This window comes from Psychrobacter sp. S4(2024) (assembly GCF_036861305.1).
Taxonomy (GTDB): Bacteria; Pseudomonadota; Gammaproteobacteria; order Pseudomonadales; family Moraxellaceae; genus Psychrobacter; species Psychrobacter cryohalolentis.
On sequence record NZ_JAZAQR010000003.1, the window covers coordinates 193,338 to 210,102 of the forward strand.

The following is a 16,765-nucleotide window of genomic DNA, read 5'->3' on the forward strand; positions in this document are numbered from 1 at the left end:
ATTAACCTCGACGCCAAGTATGATACTTCTCAAGCAACTGTAGAGCTTTTGTAGGCGCATGATTGCGTTTCCATTCCCCAGCTGCATACTTATTGCCTTCTGCCCATGTTGGATAGATATGAATGGTACCCAGTATTTTATTCAGCCCTAGATTGTGTTTCATGGCCAATACAAACTCAGCCATCAAGTCGCCGGCATGTTCAGCGACGATGGTCACACCCAATATCTTATCTTTGCCCTTTGGGGTAATGACCTTGATAAAGCCATGATTGGCGCTTTCGGTTACCGCCCGATCTAAGTCTTTAAAGTCATAACGTGTGACTTCAAAGTCGATACCTTTATCAATCGCTTCTTGCTCATTTAAGCCCACTCGTGCTACTTCTGGGTCAATAAACGTCGTCCATGGAATCACTCGATAATCTACTTTGAATTTTTTAAGATGACCAAATAAGCCATTGACCGCAGCGTACCATGCTTGATGGGAAGCGACATGAGTAAATTGATAAGGACCTACGATATCACCTGCCGCATAGATATTGGGGTAAAGCGTTTCAAGATATTCATCTGTACTGATGGTGCGCTCAGTATCGATGCCCAAGGTGTCAAGCCCGTAGCCTTCTAGGCGCGCACTACGACCGACTGCACAAATCAACTCATCATACTCAATGGCAGTTTCTTGTTGATCATCAGTGCTGCCTTTTGGTGCGACGATAATATATTTTTTGCCATCACGAGTTTCACAGCGAATTGCTTGCTGTGAGGTTAGGATAGTAACGCCACTCTCAGTCAGTGATTCTTGCGCAAATACAGAAACGTCGACATCTTCTTTTTTCATCAGCCGCGTGCCTCTTTCGATTTGGGTCACAGCAGAACCTAAACGAGCAAAGGCTTGTGCCAGCTCACAGCCAATGGGTCCGCCGCCAAGTACGACCAGCTTGCTCGGCGCTTTATCAAGTTTTGCAAATTTATCCCAAAGAGTATCGCTTGTCACATAACCTGTCTCCTCTAAACCCGGTAGGTCTGGGACAAAGGGGCGTGCGCCCGTCGCGATAACGATAGAGCGAGCAGTTAATGTCTGAGTACCGCCATCATTGAGGGCAATCTCAACCGTCCATGGATCAATGAGTTTTGCATAGCCTTTTAATACCTCGACACCCAAATCTGTATAACGCTCAACACTGTCATTTGGAGCAATATCAGCAATGACTTTATGAATGCGAGCCATGATGTTCTTGAATGCAAAATCCGGTTGGGTATTGTTGAGTCCGTAACGCTCGCCATGGCGTATCTGCTCAACCACTTTTGCGCTTTTTATCAGCGCTTTACTGGGGACGCAGCCATAGTTTAAGCAGTCGCCGCCCATCTCACCTGCTTCAATCAATGTGACTTTTGCTTTGACGGTCGCAGCAATATAGCTGGTAACAAGTCCGCCAGCACCAGCACCAATCACAATCATATTACGATCGAATTTTTTGGGCTTATGATAGTTTTTATAGACACGGCGTTTTTTAAGTATCGTTAATATGCCTTTTGCTATCAGCGGAAATAACCCTAATAATGCAAATGAAGCCAGCAGATTAAAGGACAAAATGCCAGATAACTGCTCGATTTGTGCCAACTGTGTACCGGCATTCACAAATACAAAGGTGCCGGCAAGCATACCGATTTGGCTGACCCAATAAAAGGTCCGTGCTTTGATAGCAGTCAGCCCCATCAATAAGTTGATAAGAAAAAAGGGAAATATCGGTACCAAGCGAAGCGTAAATAAGTAAAATCCGCCTTCTTTTTTTACCCCAGCATCGATAGAGGCAAGACGGTCAGGAAAACGCTGTTTGATGGTATCGCGTAACAAATAACGCGAGGTCAAAAAAGCGAGGGTGGCACCGATACTTGAGGCAAATGAGGCGACCAATATACCTTGTACTAAACCGAATAAAGCACCGGCTGCCAAGGTTAAAATAGCGGCACCGGGTAAGGATAATGCCGTGACTAAGATGTAGACTACAAAAAAGCCGCCGATGACTAACCATGGCGACTGTGTTTTATATTGCTCAAAATGATCCATCGAGCCTTTTAAGCCCTCAAGTGTTAATAATTCATTGAGGTCAAAATAAAAAAAGCCAATGACGCCAATCAAGACCGCGAATATCAACACTATTTTTTTAATCATGGGTTATCCAGATAAATAATATAAAACATCATGTAGTAAAGAATCACTTAGCAAAGAATAACGCTGTATTCCTACTATAAGCTAGTTTTTCATATAGTTATGTTATAAATGACTGTTCAAAATCTAGTCATAGATATACGTAAAATATGACATTTATCCATTGTAATCGTTATTGAGCGATTGTTCAAATATAGTATTGTGAATGGCTTGAGACAAATCTTAAAGTGATATAGAAGAAGGTAGTGATAGTTGTCCTCTGCTTATATCAGTATTATAAAAAACCGCCAAATACACTCATTATTTGGCGGTTCTAAAATACAATAGCTAATGTCCTAATTGCGACGAGAGTTATAAAGAGATATGCTGAGCTTTGCCTTTTTCAAGGGCAAGCTTAGCGGCAGCAGAGGCTACTGCTAAATCTTGTAAACCAACACCTGTACCATCAAACAAGGTAATTTCATCATCTGAGCTGCGACCTGGGTGATCTCCATTAATAACATCACCAAGCGTGGTGATATCACTCTCTTTGATAGCACCAGATTTAATCGCATGCTGGGCTTCACCAAGACTGATTGATTGCGCGATTTCATCTGTAAATACAGTAGCAGCCGCTACTAAGTTGACATCAACTTCTTGCTTACCAACGGTATCGGTACCCATACAGGCGATATGTGTACCGGGTTTGATCCACTCTTTCATCAGTAATGGCTCAAACGCTGAAGTAATGGTAATGATTACATCCGCCTCGCTACATAACTGCTCACGCTCAACGGCTTCAAACGGTACGCCTAACTCTTCAGCGACGGCTTGTAGGTTTTTGAGACGATCTTTATTCTTATTCCAAGCGACTACTTTTTCGAAATTGCGTTGCTCAAGAGCGGCACGCAGCTGAAAAGTAGACTGATGACCGGCGCCGACCATACCAAGTACTTTGCTGTCTTTACGTGCTAGATGGGCGATTGATACGGCCGATGCGGCGGCGGTACGTACGGCAGTTAAATAGTTGCCGCCGACCAGTGCACGCAATTTACCATTATCTGGATTGAATAAGAAAATCGTGGATTGATGATTGGTCAAGCCTTTAGCCGCATTGCCTGGCCAGTAGCCACCTGATTTTAGACCTAGTGATTTTCCTGCACGGTCAAAACCTGATTTAAAGCCGTATAACGCATCAGCATAGCCAATGGCTTCGCGGATAACAGGGAAGTTATAGGCGTCCCCTCGTGACATTGACGCAAAAACATTTTCAACGGCGATAAATGCAGAAGGGCGATCAATCACCGATTTGCAAGCGTCTTCTGATACGATCAATAAACCTTCGTCACTATTAACACTATTTGCTTCACTCATTATAAATTCCTTTTTATACTTTTTGATTTGTAATTCTTGAATACTTTAAATGAATAAGGGCTGCTGTAGGCTAAAGCTACAACAGCCCATCTAAACTAAACGGATAGAATCATACTAATTTAGCTTATAGTTCCTAATACAGTGCTTAGTACATTTTACCGCGTGCAGATACTGGCCATACGGTTTCAACTTTACCATTACGCACACCAATATAGAAATCATGAACGTTACAAGTAGGATCACAATGACCAGGTACCAGTTTTAGTTTTTCATTGATTTCCAGTACGCCATTTGGATCGCTGACTACGCCATGCTCGTCTGAACATTTAACATATTCAACATCGTCACGACCATAGATGAACGGTAGGCCGCTATCAACTGACTGAGCTTTTAGACCAGCATCAACGATGGCTTTGTCGGTTTTGGCATGGCTCATCACAGACGTTAGGATAAATAACGCATTTTCCCACTCACCAGCATCGATGCGGTTGCCGTCTTCATCTAAAATACGACCGTAATCGGCATCCATAAATGCGTAAGAGCCACACTGTAATTCGTTGAAAACACCTGAATTACTTTCGAAGTAATAACTACCTGTACCGCCACCCGATACAAATTCTGGTTTTAGCCCGATTTCAGTTAATGCATCGATTGCTTCTTGTACTTGATCGATAGCGATTTGTGTTTTCGCTTTGCGATCGCTAAAGCTGTCCATGTGTTGCATCGCACCTTGATAAGCTTGGATACCAGTGAATTTTAGGTTTTCAGCGGCATCAATTGCTTTGGCAATCTCAACAACCGCTTCAGTCGTCGTTACACCACAACGTCCAGCGCCGCAGTCGATTTCGATATAGCAGTTCAGTTCAGTGCCTGCTTTGGTCGCAGCAGCTGATAGCTCAGCGACGTTATCGACATCATCGACACAAACGGTGATGGTTGCACCCAACTTAGGTAGATTCGCTAAACGCTCAATTTTAGCTGGATTACGGACTTGGTTCGATACCAACACGTCTTTAATGCCACCACGTACGAATACTTCTGCTTCAGAGACCTTTTGACAGCAAACGCCAATAGCGCCGCCAAGCTCTTCTTGTAAATTTTGTACGTCAACTGATTTGTGCATTTTACCGTGGCTACGGTGACGCATATTATGGGCTTTAGCATAATCGCCCATTTTTTTGACGTTACGCTCAAGGGCGTCAAGATCCAAGATCAAACAAGGGGTTTGAATGTCAGCTTCGTCCATACCAACAGCGGCGGGTACGTTGTAACCTACTTCTAATTCGGCAGTCATTGTCATTTTAATTCTTCCATGTTATTAGTTAGTGTTATAAAAAGCCGTTTAAACTTGCGCATTACTGGCGCTTAGTTAACGCTCCATTTGTAATCAATTATTGATACCTAATTATCGATATTTAGTTGCCGATCATTAATTCCAAGGCAACTTGTCGAGATCAACGTTACCACCAGTGATGATGACGCCAACCTTTTTACCGGCAAAAACGTCTTTGTTCTTCAAAATAACAGCAAGCGGCACGGCACAGCTTGGTTCAATGACGATCTTCATATGCGTCCAAGTCAGTTTCATCGCTTCAACGATTTCTTCTTCAGTCGCAGTCAAAATGTCAGTCACATAATTGCTAACAAAATGCCAAGTCAAATCCTTCAGCGGCACTTTTAAACCATCGGCAACCGTGTTTGGTGCATCATCAGCGATAATATGACCGGCTTTAAAGGAGCGTGCAGCGTCATCAGCGTTTAATGGCTCTGCTGCATAGATTTTGACATCAGGGGCTAGGTTCGACAACGTCAAACAAGTACCTGAAATCATACCGCCACCACCAATGGGTGCCACAACCATATCAGGTTTTTCACCAATCTCTTCCATTTGTTCTAAAAACTCACGTGAGCAAGTGGCTTGTCCAGCGATAACGCGTGGATCATTGTACGGATGGACAAAATCGCCGCCTGTTTCTGCTTGAACTTTGGCAAAGACTTCTTCACGTGATGTGGTTGATGGCTGGCATTCAGTGATGATACCGCCATAGCCACGTACCGCGGCTTTTTTAGCTTCAGGCGCGCTATGCGGCATCACCACATTACATGGTATACCACGCTGGCCCGCTGCATAAGATAAAGATAGGGCATGATTGCCTGAGCTGTGCGTACAAACACCATTTTTGGCATCTTCGTCAGAGAGACCAAACACTGCGTTTGATGCGCCACGTACTTTAAAAGCACCTGCTTTTTGGAAGTTCTCACATTTAAAGAACATCTCACAGCCAGCCAGCTCATTTAAAAAGCGAGAGGTCAAAACAGGGGTGCGATGGATATATGGTTTGATGCGCTCATGCGCTTCTAACATATCATCAAGGGTTGGAATCACTAATCCATTATCATTTGTTATCATAAAAAATAGTCCTTCATCTTTTGTTTAACTCTTGCTATTTAATAGCTTGTTATCTAATAAATTTTATTTAGTTGGTGCGCTGTTGCGATAATACTCTTGCGCAGCAGCAACGCCTTGTCCAAGTTTAATAGGGTAGCCCAAATCAACCATTGCCATCTCAATCGTTGCAAGCCCTGCTAGTACCATAACTTCAGTTAATGAACCTAGATGACCGATTCTAAATGCTTTACCATTCATCTCGCCCAAACCAATACCAAATGAGATACCGTATTTATTAAACGCATGATCGGTCAGCTTGTTACTGTCAAAGCCTTCAGGAACAAAGATGGCGCTGACGGTATTAGAATAAAGGTCAGGTGTTTTTGCACACAGTTTCATACCCCAAGCGCTGACCGCTTGTCGTACGCCTTCGGCTAGACGGTAATGACGTGCATAAACATTCTCAAGGCCTTCGTCAAACAACATCTCAAGACTTTCTCTTAAGCCATAGATGAGATTTAATGGTGGCGTATAAGGGAAGCCGCCGTTGGCATTGGCATTTAACATATCACGAAAAGCAAAATAAGTACGTGGAAGCTTCGCCTCATCCATATGATTCAAAGCTTTTTGACTGACGCCCAATATTGCCATACCCGTTGCGAGCATAAAGCCTTTTTGTGAGCCGGCAACAGCAACGTCTACGCCCCAAGCATCCATTTCAAAAGGGACACAAGCAATTGAGCTGACACCATCTACGAATAATAAAGCAGGGTGGTCACTGCTATCCATAGCTTTGCGAACGGCGCCAATATCACTTAAAACACCTGTTGCTGTTTCGTTATGTGTGGCCATGACGGCTTTGATTTCGTGTGCAGTGTCTTTGTTTAAAATCGCTTGGAATTTATCAGCAGGTGCGCCTGTTCCCCAATCGCACTCCACAACTTGCACATCAAGTCCGTGGCGCTGACACATATCGATCCAGCGATGCGAGAACATACCATAGCGTGCAATCAGAACTTTATCACCAGGTGACAAGGTATTGCTAATAGCAGCTTCCCAGCCACCTGTGCCGCTAGAGGTAAATAGAATGATTTCGCCATCTTGGGTGCCAAATACTTTTTTACAATCAGCAAGCACTGGTAAGAACGTGTCTGAGAAATCAGGCGCACGGTGATCTTGCGTCGGCACGTTCATCGCGCGACGTAATCTGTCAGGAATATTGGTAGGGCCAGGAATAAAAATTGGGTTTTGTAGCGACATGATTGACATCCTTGTAAGTGCATATAAAGGGGCACGATTGTTGTATAAGCAGGGGTTCATGCGAATTTAATGCAAGAGTCTTCCTGACTCATACAGTTTGGGTTTTGTGTTTTTAAGATTTAAAAAATTAACCATGTCAAAGAAAGGAGTTGCAGGTGATTGGTCACTTTACTACTTACTGCGTTCTTATTATGGTGTTCTTGCGGTAACGATTTTTACGAAGGATAAAATAAGAGGTTTTGGTTGAAAAAGTCTAGATACTCATCAACTGGTTAAAATATAGCACTAATAGTAAGTTGTAACAAGGTGTTTTTAAATAACCTTTGTGCTAGACTTCTCAAGACTATTACAGTGACTGTTTTGCGTAAATAGCCGACATTAGTCCTATTTATTTTTTTATGCTTTGATCGAAATAATTCATGATTGCTATTTCAGTTGTATGATGTCTTCAAGAGCTGCTATAACTTCAGTATAATAGGGATTCTTGCCGACAACTTTGCCTTGATTGGTTATATCAATTGGATAACGTTTGTATCGCTATTCTTGATTACTAAGCCATCACACTTAAGTTATCTGTTAGATAGCCTCTGCTTTACATTCTGTACTATATCTCTGCAATTTTTTGGTCATGGTAAGCGCCTCGTCCAGTGGTTAGTTTACTAAGTTTATCTTTACAGTTTCTTCAGCATCGCTCAATTTCTAACTTGCTAAAAACAACTTATTCAATTAAGAAAATACAATAAAAAACCCTTCATTATCAATGTTAAGGGTTTATAAAAAACATTGTATTTATTATAGATATCAACTCTTTAATATGTCAGCTTGAACGAATTTGAGCAAGCTAGAGTAAAACATAAATTTAAATAACTTCATTTGTTTAATGAATCGATAAAAATATTTAACCCATTAACCCATTAACCCATTAACCTTGTACCACCCCATACTTTTAATAAGAAGATTTTATCATGTTAAACCAACGTCCGTTATATATTCCCTTTGCAGGTCCTGCACTATTAGAAACCCCTTTATTGAATAAGGGCAGTGCTTTTTCATCAGAGGAGCGTGATAGCTTTAATTTAACCGGTCTATTACCTCATAATATTGAGACGATTGAAGAGCAGTCATCACGTGCTTATCTTCAACTACGCTCATTTACCAGTGATATGGATAAGCATATTTATTTGCGTAATATACAAGACACTAATGAGACATTATTTCACCATTTGATTGAGCAGCATATTGAGGAAGTCATGCCGCTCATCTATACCCCTACGGTTGGGCAAGCTTGTGAAAAATTCTCTCAAATTTATCGCCGTAAACGTGGTTTATTTATCTCTTATCCTGAACGTCATAAAATCGATGACATGTTGCAAAACGCCACCAAACAAAACGTAAAAGTTATCGTGGTCACTGATGGCGAACGTATCTTGGGCTTAGGTGACCAAGGTATTGGCGGTATGGGAATTCCAATTGGTAAATTGGCTTTATACACCGCTTGTGGTGGTATTAGTCCCGCTTATTGCTTACCTATTTTGTTAGATGTCGGTACCAATAATCAGCAGTTGCTTGACGATCCTATGTATATGGGCTGGAGAAATCCACGAATTTCTGGCGATGAGTACAATGAATTTGTAGACTTATTTATTCAGGCTGTTAAGCGTCGTTGGCCCGAGGTGTTATTGCAATTTGAAGATTTTGCACAGGAAAATGCGACCCCATTATTGAATAAATATCGTGATCAGCTCTGTTGCTTTAACGATGATATTCAAGGAACTGCTGCTGTTTCAGTCGGTACATTGATTGCAGCATGTTTAAATAAAAGCCAGAAACTTAGTCAACAAAATATTGCTTTCTTGGGTGCAGGATCTGCAGGCTGCGGTATCGCTGAGCACATTATTCGTCAGATGCAGCGTGAAGGGTTAACAGAAGAGCAAGCTCGCAGACAGGTATTTATGGTTGACCGTTATGGTCTGCTAACCGATAGCATGACAGAGCTACAAAAATTCCAAACACCGTTAGTGCAAAAAGAATCAGATATTGAGCATTGGGATAAGAGTCAAAAACTTGGGTTAGCACAAGTGGTTAAACAAGCAAGAATAACTGTCTTGTTTGGCGTAAGCGGACAAAAAGGTCTCTTTACGCAAGAGGTCGTCGAAGCTTTATGTGCTAATACTGAACATCCTATTGTATTGCCGCTATCAAATCCAACGTCTCGTGTTGAAGCAACACCGCAAGAAGTGACTAACTGGAGTCGTGGTAAGGCCATTGTTGCAACCGGCAGTCCTTTTCCTAATACCACTTTTGAAGGTCAGTCTTTTGAAGTCTCTCAGTGTAATAACAGCTATATATTCCCAGGCATTGGTTTAGGGGTTTTAGCAGCACGTGCGACGGGTATCAGTGATAATATGCTGACGGCAGCAAGCCAAGCACTTGCAGATATCTCAGTAGAATATGAAAAAGCGCCAGGTGCCATATTGCCGCCCATTAAATTCATTAGAGAAATCAGTGAAAAAATAGCCTATGCAGTTGCCTTGCAAGCGATTGAAGATAAATTGGCATTACCAGTCACGGCAGAAAACTTAGAACGTCGATTAAAAGCTAACTTCTGGTTACCTAAATACCGCGACTATCGCCGTACTTCTTTCTAACGGTTAGAAAATCCGACTAAAAAGCCGAATGCTACGATTAGAAGTAGCATTCGGCTTTTTTAATGATAACAATGCTAATCCACTAGCTGTTGACGTTTTGCTGATGAAATTTTTACGTATAGTGAATTCAGTATTAAAGCGATACAGTAGGACTGGAATGAGTTTTACGCAGCCTCTGTCGGCGTAGGCACAGCACGCCAGAAAAATTTATACCAGTACTGCGTTGGAACATAACATATCTGTTTTATTTGGAATTGACTATATCATGGTTTGTGAGGTTTTTATGGTCATGATAAATCCTTAATGTGTAAACCAATCGATATGATCACTGTCTGATAGCCTGCTTATTATTCAGTAGTTTGCAGAACACCTATTTATGCCCTAGCATGTGGCATTAGAGGCATGGTCTTACGCTATGCTTATCATGCCTTTATCAAGGATAAAAGCAACGATGTCATCAACGCCTTCGCCTGTTTTCATGTTGCTAAAAACCACAGGCTTATCGCCGCGCATTTTTTTGGCATCACGTGCCATCACCTCAAGTGACGCGCCTACGAGAGGGGCAAGGTCGGTTTTATTGATGATGAGTAAGTCCGATTTCATGATACCAGGGCCGCCTTTACGAGGGATTTTGTCGCCTGCTGAGACATCAATGACATATAGCGTCAAGTCGGATAATTCAGGGCTAAAAGTTGCTGCCAAATTATCGCCACCAGACTCGATGATAATAAGCTCAAGACCTGCAAACTGCTGCTGTAATTCGGCGATGGCAGATAGGTTAATCGAGGCATCTTCACGGATGGCAGTATGCGGGCAGCCACCCGTTTCGACACCTCGAATACGCTCAGCTGGCATGGCCTCATGACGCGTTAAAAATTCAGAGTCTTCTTTGGTATAAATATCATTGGTTACCACTGCCATATTGACTTCATCGCGCAGGCGTTGACACAATCTCAGCGTTAATGCCGTTTTTCCTGAGCCTACAGGGCCGCCAATGCCTAAACGTAGCGGAGAGAGCGTCGTTTCTAAATTTTTGTTTTCGACTTTGGGTGTTAGTGCCATAGATAAAGTTCCTTGATGAGAGTTATGTATATTAGCGATTAAGAGCGAAATAGGCGGCTGTATTGCCTTTCATGCTGGCAAGACAGTATGGCTAAATTTGGTAAGTTAGCGGATATTTGTAACTGTTGATAAAGTAGATTTAGCCTTGATATCGCTATGTCAGGCGTATCTGCCACTAACGGCATGCTTTGAACTTGCGAAAATTTTTGCTGGACGTTGGCAGCCAGTGACTGTACTTGTTGGCTTAGTAGCTGTTGCAGCTGCCAAATGATTCGCTGTCCTGCCATTTGTCCAAGCGGTACAGTCTTGACCGCAGCCAGCACCATATTTTCGATTTGACCAAAAGCGTAAGTGGTCATGGCTTGTACAGGGTTAAATTGCCAGTGCGAGCTGATATGGGCAAACAGTGGCAAAAACCCATGAGCGAGTAAGCTATCAGGCACATTGAGCTCAAGGACATTATCAAGCCATGCGGATAAAGACAGTGCTAATTGACTTGACTCATAGACGAATTCTTTGGTTTCGCGGCTAGCGTGGTAATCTGCACCTAAAGCATCAGCAAGTGCGACGTCCTCAATCATAATGGCTTCAATCATGAGCGCTAGTAGCGGTAGCTCATAACGACATAATGCCAGCTCCAGATAATCACTCATAAAGTCCATGCTACTGCTTTCATCATGAATAAGCCCTGACTCAATAGCCGGTTCTATGCCTTGCGAGTAGGTATAACTGCCAATAGGCAAGTTGCTTGACGCCAGCATGAGCAAACGTCCAGTTACCTCTGTATTATTCAGATCATTTATACCTTGTGCGGTACGGGTAGTCTGCTGTGAGTGTGTGGCGTGATTAGTCATGATTATGATTATGGCTGTGAGCGTCAGAGTGATTATGCTGATGGTTATCGCTATGTGCATGGCTATGACTGTGACTATGAGAGTGAGAATGTCCGCCTTGATTGCCTTTATAAGCACCAGTCTCTGGCTCAAACGGCGCTTGTACAGCTTGGGTATGTAGGCCAAGTTGATGTAACATCGCTTCTAAAACATGGTCAGGCTCAAAGTAGAGGGCAGTAGGGGTCAGCATTAAAGGCACATGGCGGTTGCCTAAATGGTAAGCGCCTTTCATAAGGTCAAAGTTATTATCTGCAGTTACTTCGATTAATCCCTGCTTAGCGGCCATAATCTGTATTAAATTGCCTTGATGGTCTGCTAGCACACTGCCATTCTTAATGGTTTCCGTACGTGGCAAATCAACACCAATGGATTCTTGATGCTGGGTTTCTGCTTTAAAACGGCTACGCTGACGGGTGTCGAAATCTAAATATAAAAATTTTTCTGCCTGTTTTTGGCTATCAATCACGGCTTGCTGTTCAGCGTTCAGGTCTGATTTATCAAGGCGTTGCGTATAAATTTTCATAAGTATGTCTATAGTCCGTTAAAATAGATGATTTACAGCTGACTGGGGATTATCAGCACGACAATAAAAAGCAGCTAGAATAAAAAGTAGCGCTGTGCCATCGGTAGATAGTCGGCAGGCTCACAGGTCAGCAGCTCACCATCGGCATACACTTCATAAGTCTCAGGATTGACCTCCATCTGAGGACAGTAGCTGTTGAATTTCATGTCTTGTTTACGTACTTTACGAATGTTATGTACTGCTTTGATGACCTTTTCTAATCCTAATTGCCTATCAACACCTTTATCAATAGCCGCACTTGACATAAAGGTGATGCAAGTCTGCGCCACTGTCTTGGGGAAGCTACCAAACATGCTGCGATAGTGCACAGGCTGTGGGGTGGATATGGAAGCATTGGGGTCGCCCATAGGTGCCGCTGCAATCAAACCGCCTTTTATAATTAAATCAGGCTTAACACCAAAAAATGCAGGCGACCACAACACTAAATCTGCCCATTTCCCCAACTCCAGTGATCCTACTTCATCACTAATGCCATGGGTAATAGCGGGGTTGATGGTGTATTTTGCGAGGTAGCGTTTGATACGAAAGTTGTCATTGCCGCTATCAGAATCCGTAGGACTTAGCATGATATTGTCTAAGGATTGCTCAGTTTTAGCTGATTGATCAGGAGCAAGGTGACCACGCTGGGCTTTCATCTTATCAGCCGTTTGCCATGTGCGAATAATGCCTTCTCCCACGCGTCCCATCGCTTGCGAATCACTACTCATCATGGAGATGGCACCCATATCTTGTAAAATATCTTCAGCGGCAATGGTTTCTTTACGAATACGGCTTTCTGCAAAAGCGACATCTTCGGCAATGGCTGGGCTTAGATGGTGACAAACCATGAGCATGTCGAGATGCTCGTCAATGGTATTGATGGTGAAAGGGCGTGTCGGGTTGGTTGATGAGGGTAAGACGTTGGTTTCGCCAATAGCTTTTAAGATATCTGGGGCATGACCGCCGCCAGCGCCTTCGGTATGGAAGGTGTGAATACAGCGGTCTTTAAACGCGCCTAGAGTGCTATCTAAATAGCCACTTTCATTTAACGTATCAGTATGAATAGCCACTTGTACATCATATTCTTCAGCCACGCTAAGGCAGTTATCAATGGCTTTGGGCGTGGAGCCCCAGTCTTCATGAAGCTTAAGCCCGATAGCACCCGCTTCAATCTGCTCTACAATGGGGGCAGGTAAACTAACATTGCCTTTACCTAAGAATCCGATATTCATCGGAATAGCATCAGTGGCTTTTAGCATGCTGTGAATATGATAAGCACCAGGCGTACAAGTGGTGGCAAGAGTACCTTCAGCAGGTCCCGTACCACCGCCTAACATCGTGGTTACACCAGACATCAACGCCGTCTCACATTGCTGCGGTGCAATGAAGTGAATATGACTATCGATACCACCAGCAGTTAAGATTTTACCTTCTCCTGCGATGATTTCGGTAGCCGCACCAATAGGTAACGTCACGTTAGACTGAATATCAGGATTGCCAGCTTTACCGATGCCACTGATACGACCCTCTTTGATAGCGATATCGGCCTTATAGATACCGCTATAGTCCACAATCAGAGCATTGGTAATAATAGTATCGGCAACTTGATCACCCAGCAGCTGTGACTGACCCATGCCATCGCGGATAACCTTACCGCCGCCAAATTTAACCTCTTCACCAATGCTGACACTATCAATGTCAGGCTGGTGATCAATATGACTGGTCAAATCATACTCAACCTCAAGCCATAAATCAGTATCTGCCAAGCGTACCTTATCCCCTGTGGTAGGGCCAAAATGCTCGGCATAAATACGTCGGTCAATGCGTTTTTTCGAGGTGTTTTGAGAGGTTTTAGGGTCTACAGCGCCCATAACTTTGCCCGCAAAACCATAGATATGCTGTCTACCTGAGATGGCAACCAGCTCCACTTCGCGCGCTTGTCCCGGCTCAAAACGTACAGCAGTGCCAGATAGGATATTGAGTCGATAGCCAAGCGTCGACTCTCGATCAAAGCTCAGTGCTGCATTGACTTCATAGAAGTGATAATGAGAACCGATTTGAATAGGGCGGTCGCCTGTATTGATTACTGCTATGGTTTGCACGCAGCGACCAGCATTCAATGCCATATCGCCTGCTTTAATCTTATATTCGCCTACTTTCATCGTCATTTTTATTATCCTTAATCGTCTTACGGCAATGGCTCTAGTTCAATATCGTTTTATACGGCTTCATAGCAAACAAGCTATACGATGGGGTTATGTACCGTCACCAGCTTAGTGCCATCGGGGAAAGTGGCTTCAACTTGGACATCATGTATCATCTCTGCGATGCCTTCCATGACGTCATCGGCAGAAAGATAAGTGGCTCCTTCACTCATCAGTTGCGCCACGGTTTTGCCATCACGCGCGCCTTCCATTAGTAACATGCTAATGTAAGCGATAGACTCAGGATAATTGAGTTTTACACCGCGGTTTTTACGACGTTCCGCTACCATGCCTGCTGTAAATAGTAAGAGTTTATCTTTTTCTGTAGGATTTAATTGCATAAAGCTTCCTTAATAATTATTGTGCTTTAAAGGCTATTAACCGTTTTTAATCTTCATAAAGTAAATGTACTAAGTTAAATGTACTAAGTAGAGTCATTCTGGTTTGGTTCAGCATTGTTCAAGGATGAGATTAAGTGGGAGCACATGATATTAAGTGTCCCAAATCCTTGGTCGATGAGGCTCAAGCTTGTACCATTTAGACCTGATAAGCTCTCGAATTTGGTAAAAAGCCTCAAAGCAGGCACGCACATCTGCCCCTAAATAACGACAATTGATACCTTGAAAATTGTGAGTACAGTGAATGGGTAGTGACTGCGTATCAATGAGATGGCGTATCTCGGTAATAATGATATCTAAATATTGACCAAGCTTGAGCGGATTATTCTGTAACTCAGGCGCAATGACCTCTGTGCTAGGTATTGCCCAAAAAGAGCCATGCACATGTTGATTGTTCAGTCCTAATGGTGAGGTAAACCAGCGCGTATTGGCTTGCTGGGAAGTGCACTCACTGACCAATAAATCACTCTCACGCCATACCTCTAAGCGGTTGGCATAATGACCATTAGCAAACGTCTCTTGATACGCTTGACGTCCGAACACAGCAATATCCCAAGTCAATAAACTTGCCGTCTTAGCTAAATAAAAGCGGTTATTGGCAGTAGAGACAGAATGATCGTAATAGATACTTTCTTGAGGGAGCCATTCAAGGACAGCGTGGTCATCGAGGCGGGCGTCGATATGCTGTTCTGCGCTGACAACATCATTAAAACAGTCGTTAGAAGTGTTGCTATGTGCCGATTGAGTACCGTTGTTAAATTTTGATGAATCGCTGGGTCTAGAGGGTCGCAACGATTTGCGCTGCCCGTACCATTTGCCGGCTCCAGGGGTGGTAATCACCGCATGGCTATTAGAGTGTAGGTTAAATTCCAGTGTTAAGCGGTCATCATCGGCGATACCAGCAGGAGGATACAACACATAAATATGGCAAATCCCTGCTTGGCTGTTATCAGTACTATCAGGCTCAGGATACAGTGCGCGCTGCACCATAAGTGCGCCAGTATGGGCACGATGACACAGCCGAGTTTTTGCAGTATTAGAGGCGCAGTCGAAATGAAGCTGTAGTGAGGATTGCCAAGTCAAAATTGTGTTCCCTTTTATAAAGTGTCTTTTTATAAAGTGTCCTTTTAGATTGCCACCAACTCTTGAATGTTGTTTTTTGCCATGTCAACTCCAGCCCCTTGAGCAACCACTTGTCCTCTAGAGAGCACGGTATAGTTATCGGCAAGCTCTTCTGCAAACTCATAAAACTGCTCGACCAGTATAATGGCCATTTCACCTTGATAACCTAAATCCCTAATAACCCGCCCGATGTCCTTAATGATAGAGGGCTGAATACCTTCAGTCGGCTCATCGAGTACCAGCACAGATGGCTCGGAGGCAAGCGCACGAGCAATAGCGAGCTGCTGCTGCTGACCGCCAGATAGATCGCCGCCGCGCCGATGCTTCATCTCGTCCAGCACTGGAAATATATCATACAAGTGTTTGGGTACTTTGCTTGCTTTTCGTTGAGAGAATTTCGCCATGCCAATCAGAATGTTTTCTTCAACGGTCAAGGTGGAAAATATATCACGTCCTTGAGGTACATAAGCGAGTCCTGCGCGTACACGCTGCTCAGGCGTCATCTGACTAATGTCCTTACCGTCTAATAAAATTTCACCTGATTTTATTGGTAGGATGCCCATCAAGCATTTAAGCAAGGTGGTTTTACCGACGCCATTACGACCCAGTACCACGCTACATTCTCCTACAGGGGCGGCGAGGGTGACATCACGTAAAATGTGACTGCCACCATAATATTGATTTATGGCATTAATTTCTAACATATA

The 16,765-nt window shown here is 43.3% G+C and carries 13 protein-coding genes; 1 reads left to right on the forward strand and 12 read right to left on the reverse strand.

Annotated elements, in window-relative coordinates:
• Position 1: 1 nt before the first annotated feature.
• The 5 genes from VLA57_RS08780 to bhcA all read right to left on the reverse strand — a co-directional run bounded on the left by VLA57_RS08780 (position 2) and on the right by bhcA (position 7,169).
• Positions 2 to 2,170, reverse strand: coding sequence for an FAD-dependent oxidoreductase (locus VLA57_RS08780; protein ID WP_333954818.1), 2,169 nt, complete (start codon positions 2,168 to 2,170; stop codon positions 2 to 4).
• Positions 2,171 to 2,518: 348 nt separating this feature from the next.
• The gene (gene bhcD, locus VLA57_RS08785; protein WP_201531592.1) at positions 2,519 to 3,520 is read right to left on the reverse strand and encodes an iminosuccinate reductase BhcD; all 1,002 of its coding nucleotides are present in this window, start codon (positions 3,518 to 3,520) and stop codon (positions 2,519 to 2,521) included.
• Positions 3,521 to 3,665: 145 nt separating this feature from the next.
• Positions 3,666 to 4,820, reverse strand: coding sequence for a 3-hydroxy-D-aspartate aldolase BhcC (gene bhcC, locus VLA57_RS08790; RefSeq protein ID WP_011513320.1), 1,155 nt, complete (start codon positions 4,818 to 4,820; stop codon positions 3,666 to 3,668).
• A 129-nt stretch (positions 4,821 to 4,949) separates the two neighbouring features.
• Positions 4,950 to 5,930: a beta-hydroxyaspartate dehydratase BhcB gene (bhcB, locus tag VLA57_RS08795; protein WP_333954819.1), complete on the reverse strand. Its 981-nt coding sequence runs from the start codon at positions 5,928 to 5,930 to the stop codon at positions 4,950 to 4,952.
• A 63-nt stretch (positions 5,931 to 5,993) separates the two neighbouring features.
• Positions 5,994 to 7,169 carry an L-aspartate--glyoxylate aminotransferase BhcA gene (gene bhcA / locus VLA57_RS08800; RefSeq protein WP_333954820.1) on the reverse strand — a complete coding sequence of 392 codons (1,176 nt, stop codon included), beginning with the start codon at positions 7,167 to 7,169 and terminating at the stop codon, positions 5,994 to 5,996.
• Positions 7,170 to 8,134: 965 nt separating this feature from the next.
• Here bhcA and VLA57_RS08805 point away from each other — a divergent pair.
• Positions 8,135 to 9,817: an NAD-dependent malic enzyme gene (locus VLA57_RS08805; protein WP_133104094.1), complete on the forward strand. Its 1,683-nt coding sequence runs from the start codon at positions 8,135 to 8,137 to the stop codon at positions 9,815 to 9,817.
• Between the two features lie 408 nt (positions 9,818 to 10,225).
• Here the strand turns inward: VLA57_RS08805 and ureG are convergent, their stop codons facing one another.
• From ureG to urtE, 7 genes are all read right to left on the reverse strand, one after another.
• On the reverse strand, positions 10,226 to 10,879 hold the full coding sequence (ureG, locus tag VLA57_RS08810; protein ID WP_133104095.1) for an urease accessory protein UreG: 654 nt from the start codon (positions 10,877 to 10,879) through the stop codon (positions 10,226 to 10,228).
• A 38-nt stretch (positions 10,880 to 10,917) separates the two neighbouring features.
• Entirely contained in the window at positions 10,918 to 11,733 is an 816-nt protein-coding gene (locus tag VLA57_RS08815) for an urease accessory UreF family protein (RefSeq protein WP_133104096.1), read from the reverse strand.
• A complete protein-coding gene (gene ureE / locus VLA57_RS08820; protein WP_133104097.1) occupies positions 11,726 to 12,295 on the reverse strand; it encodes an urease accessory protein UreE in 570 nt (189 codons plus the stop codon). The genes VLA57_RS08815 and ureE overlap by 8 nt, the downstream gene beginning before the upstream one ends.
• 74 nt (positions 12,296 to 12,369) lie before the next feature.
• Positions 12,370 to 14,502: an urease subunit alpha gene (ureC, locus tag VLA57_RS08825; protein ID WP_133104098.1), complete on the reverse strand. Its 2,133-nt coding sequence runs from the start codon at positions 14,500 to 14,502 to the stop codon at positions 12,370 to 12,372.
• Between the two features lie 74 nt (positions 14,503 to 14,576).
• Positions 14,577 to 14,879, reverse strand: a complete 303-nt coding sequence (gene ureA / locus VLA57_RS08830) for an urease subunit gamma (RefSeq protein ID WP_010200554.1) — start codon at positions 14,877 to 14,879, stop codon at positions 14,577 to 14,579.
• Positions 14,880 to 15,029: 150 nt separating this feature from the next.
• Positions 15,030 to 16,019: an urease accessory protein UreD gene (locus VLA57_RS08835; protein WP_133104099.1), complete on the reverse strand. Its 990-nt coding sequence runs from the start codon at positions 16,017 to 16,019 to the stop codon at positions 15,030 to 15,032.
• 44 nt (positions 16,020 to 16,063) lie between these two features.
• The gene (gene urtE, locus VLA57_RS08840) at positions 16,064 to 16,762 is read right to left on the reverse strand and encodes an urea ABC transporter ATP-binding subunit UrtE (protein ID WP_011513331.1); all 699 of its coding nucleotides are present in this window, start codon (positions 16,760 to 16,762) and stop codon (positions 16,064 to 16,066) included.
• Positions 16,763 to 16,765 lie beyond the last annotated feature (3 nt).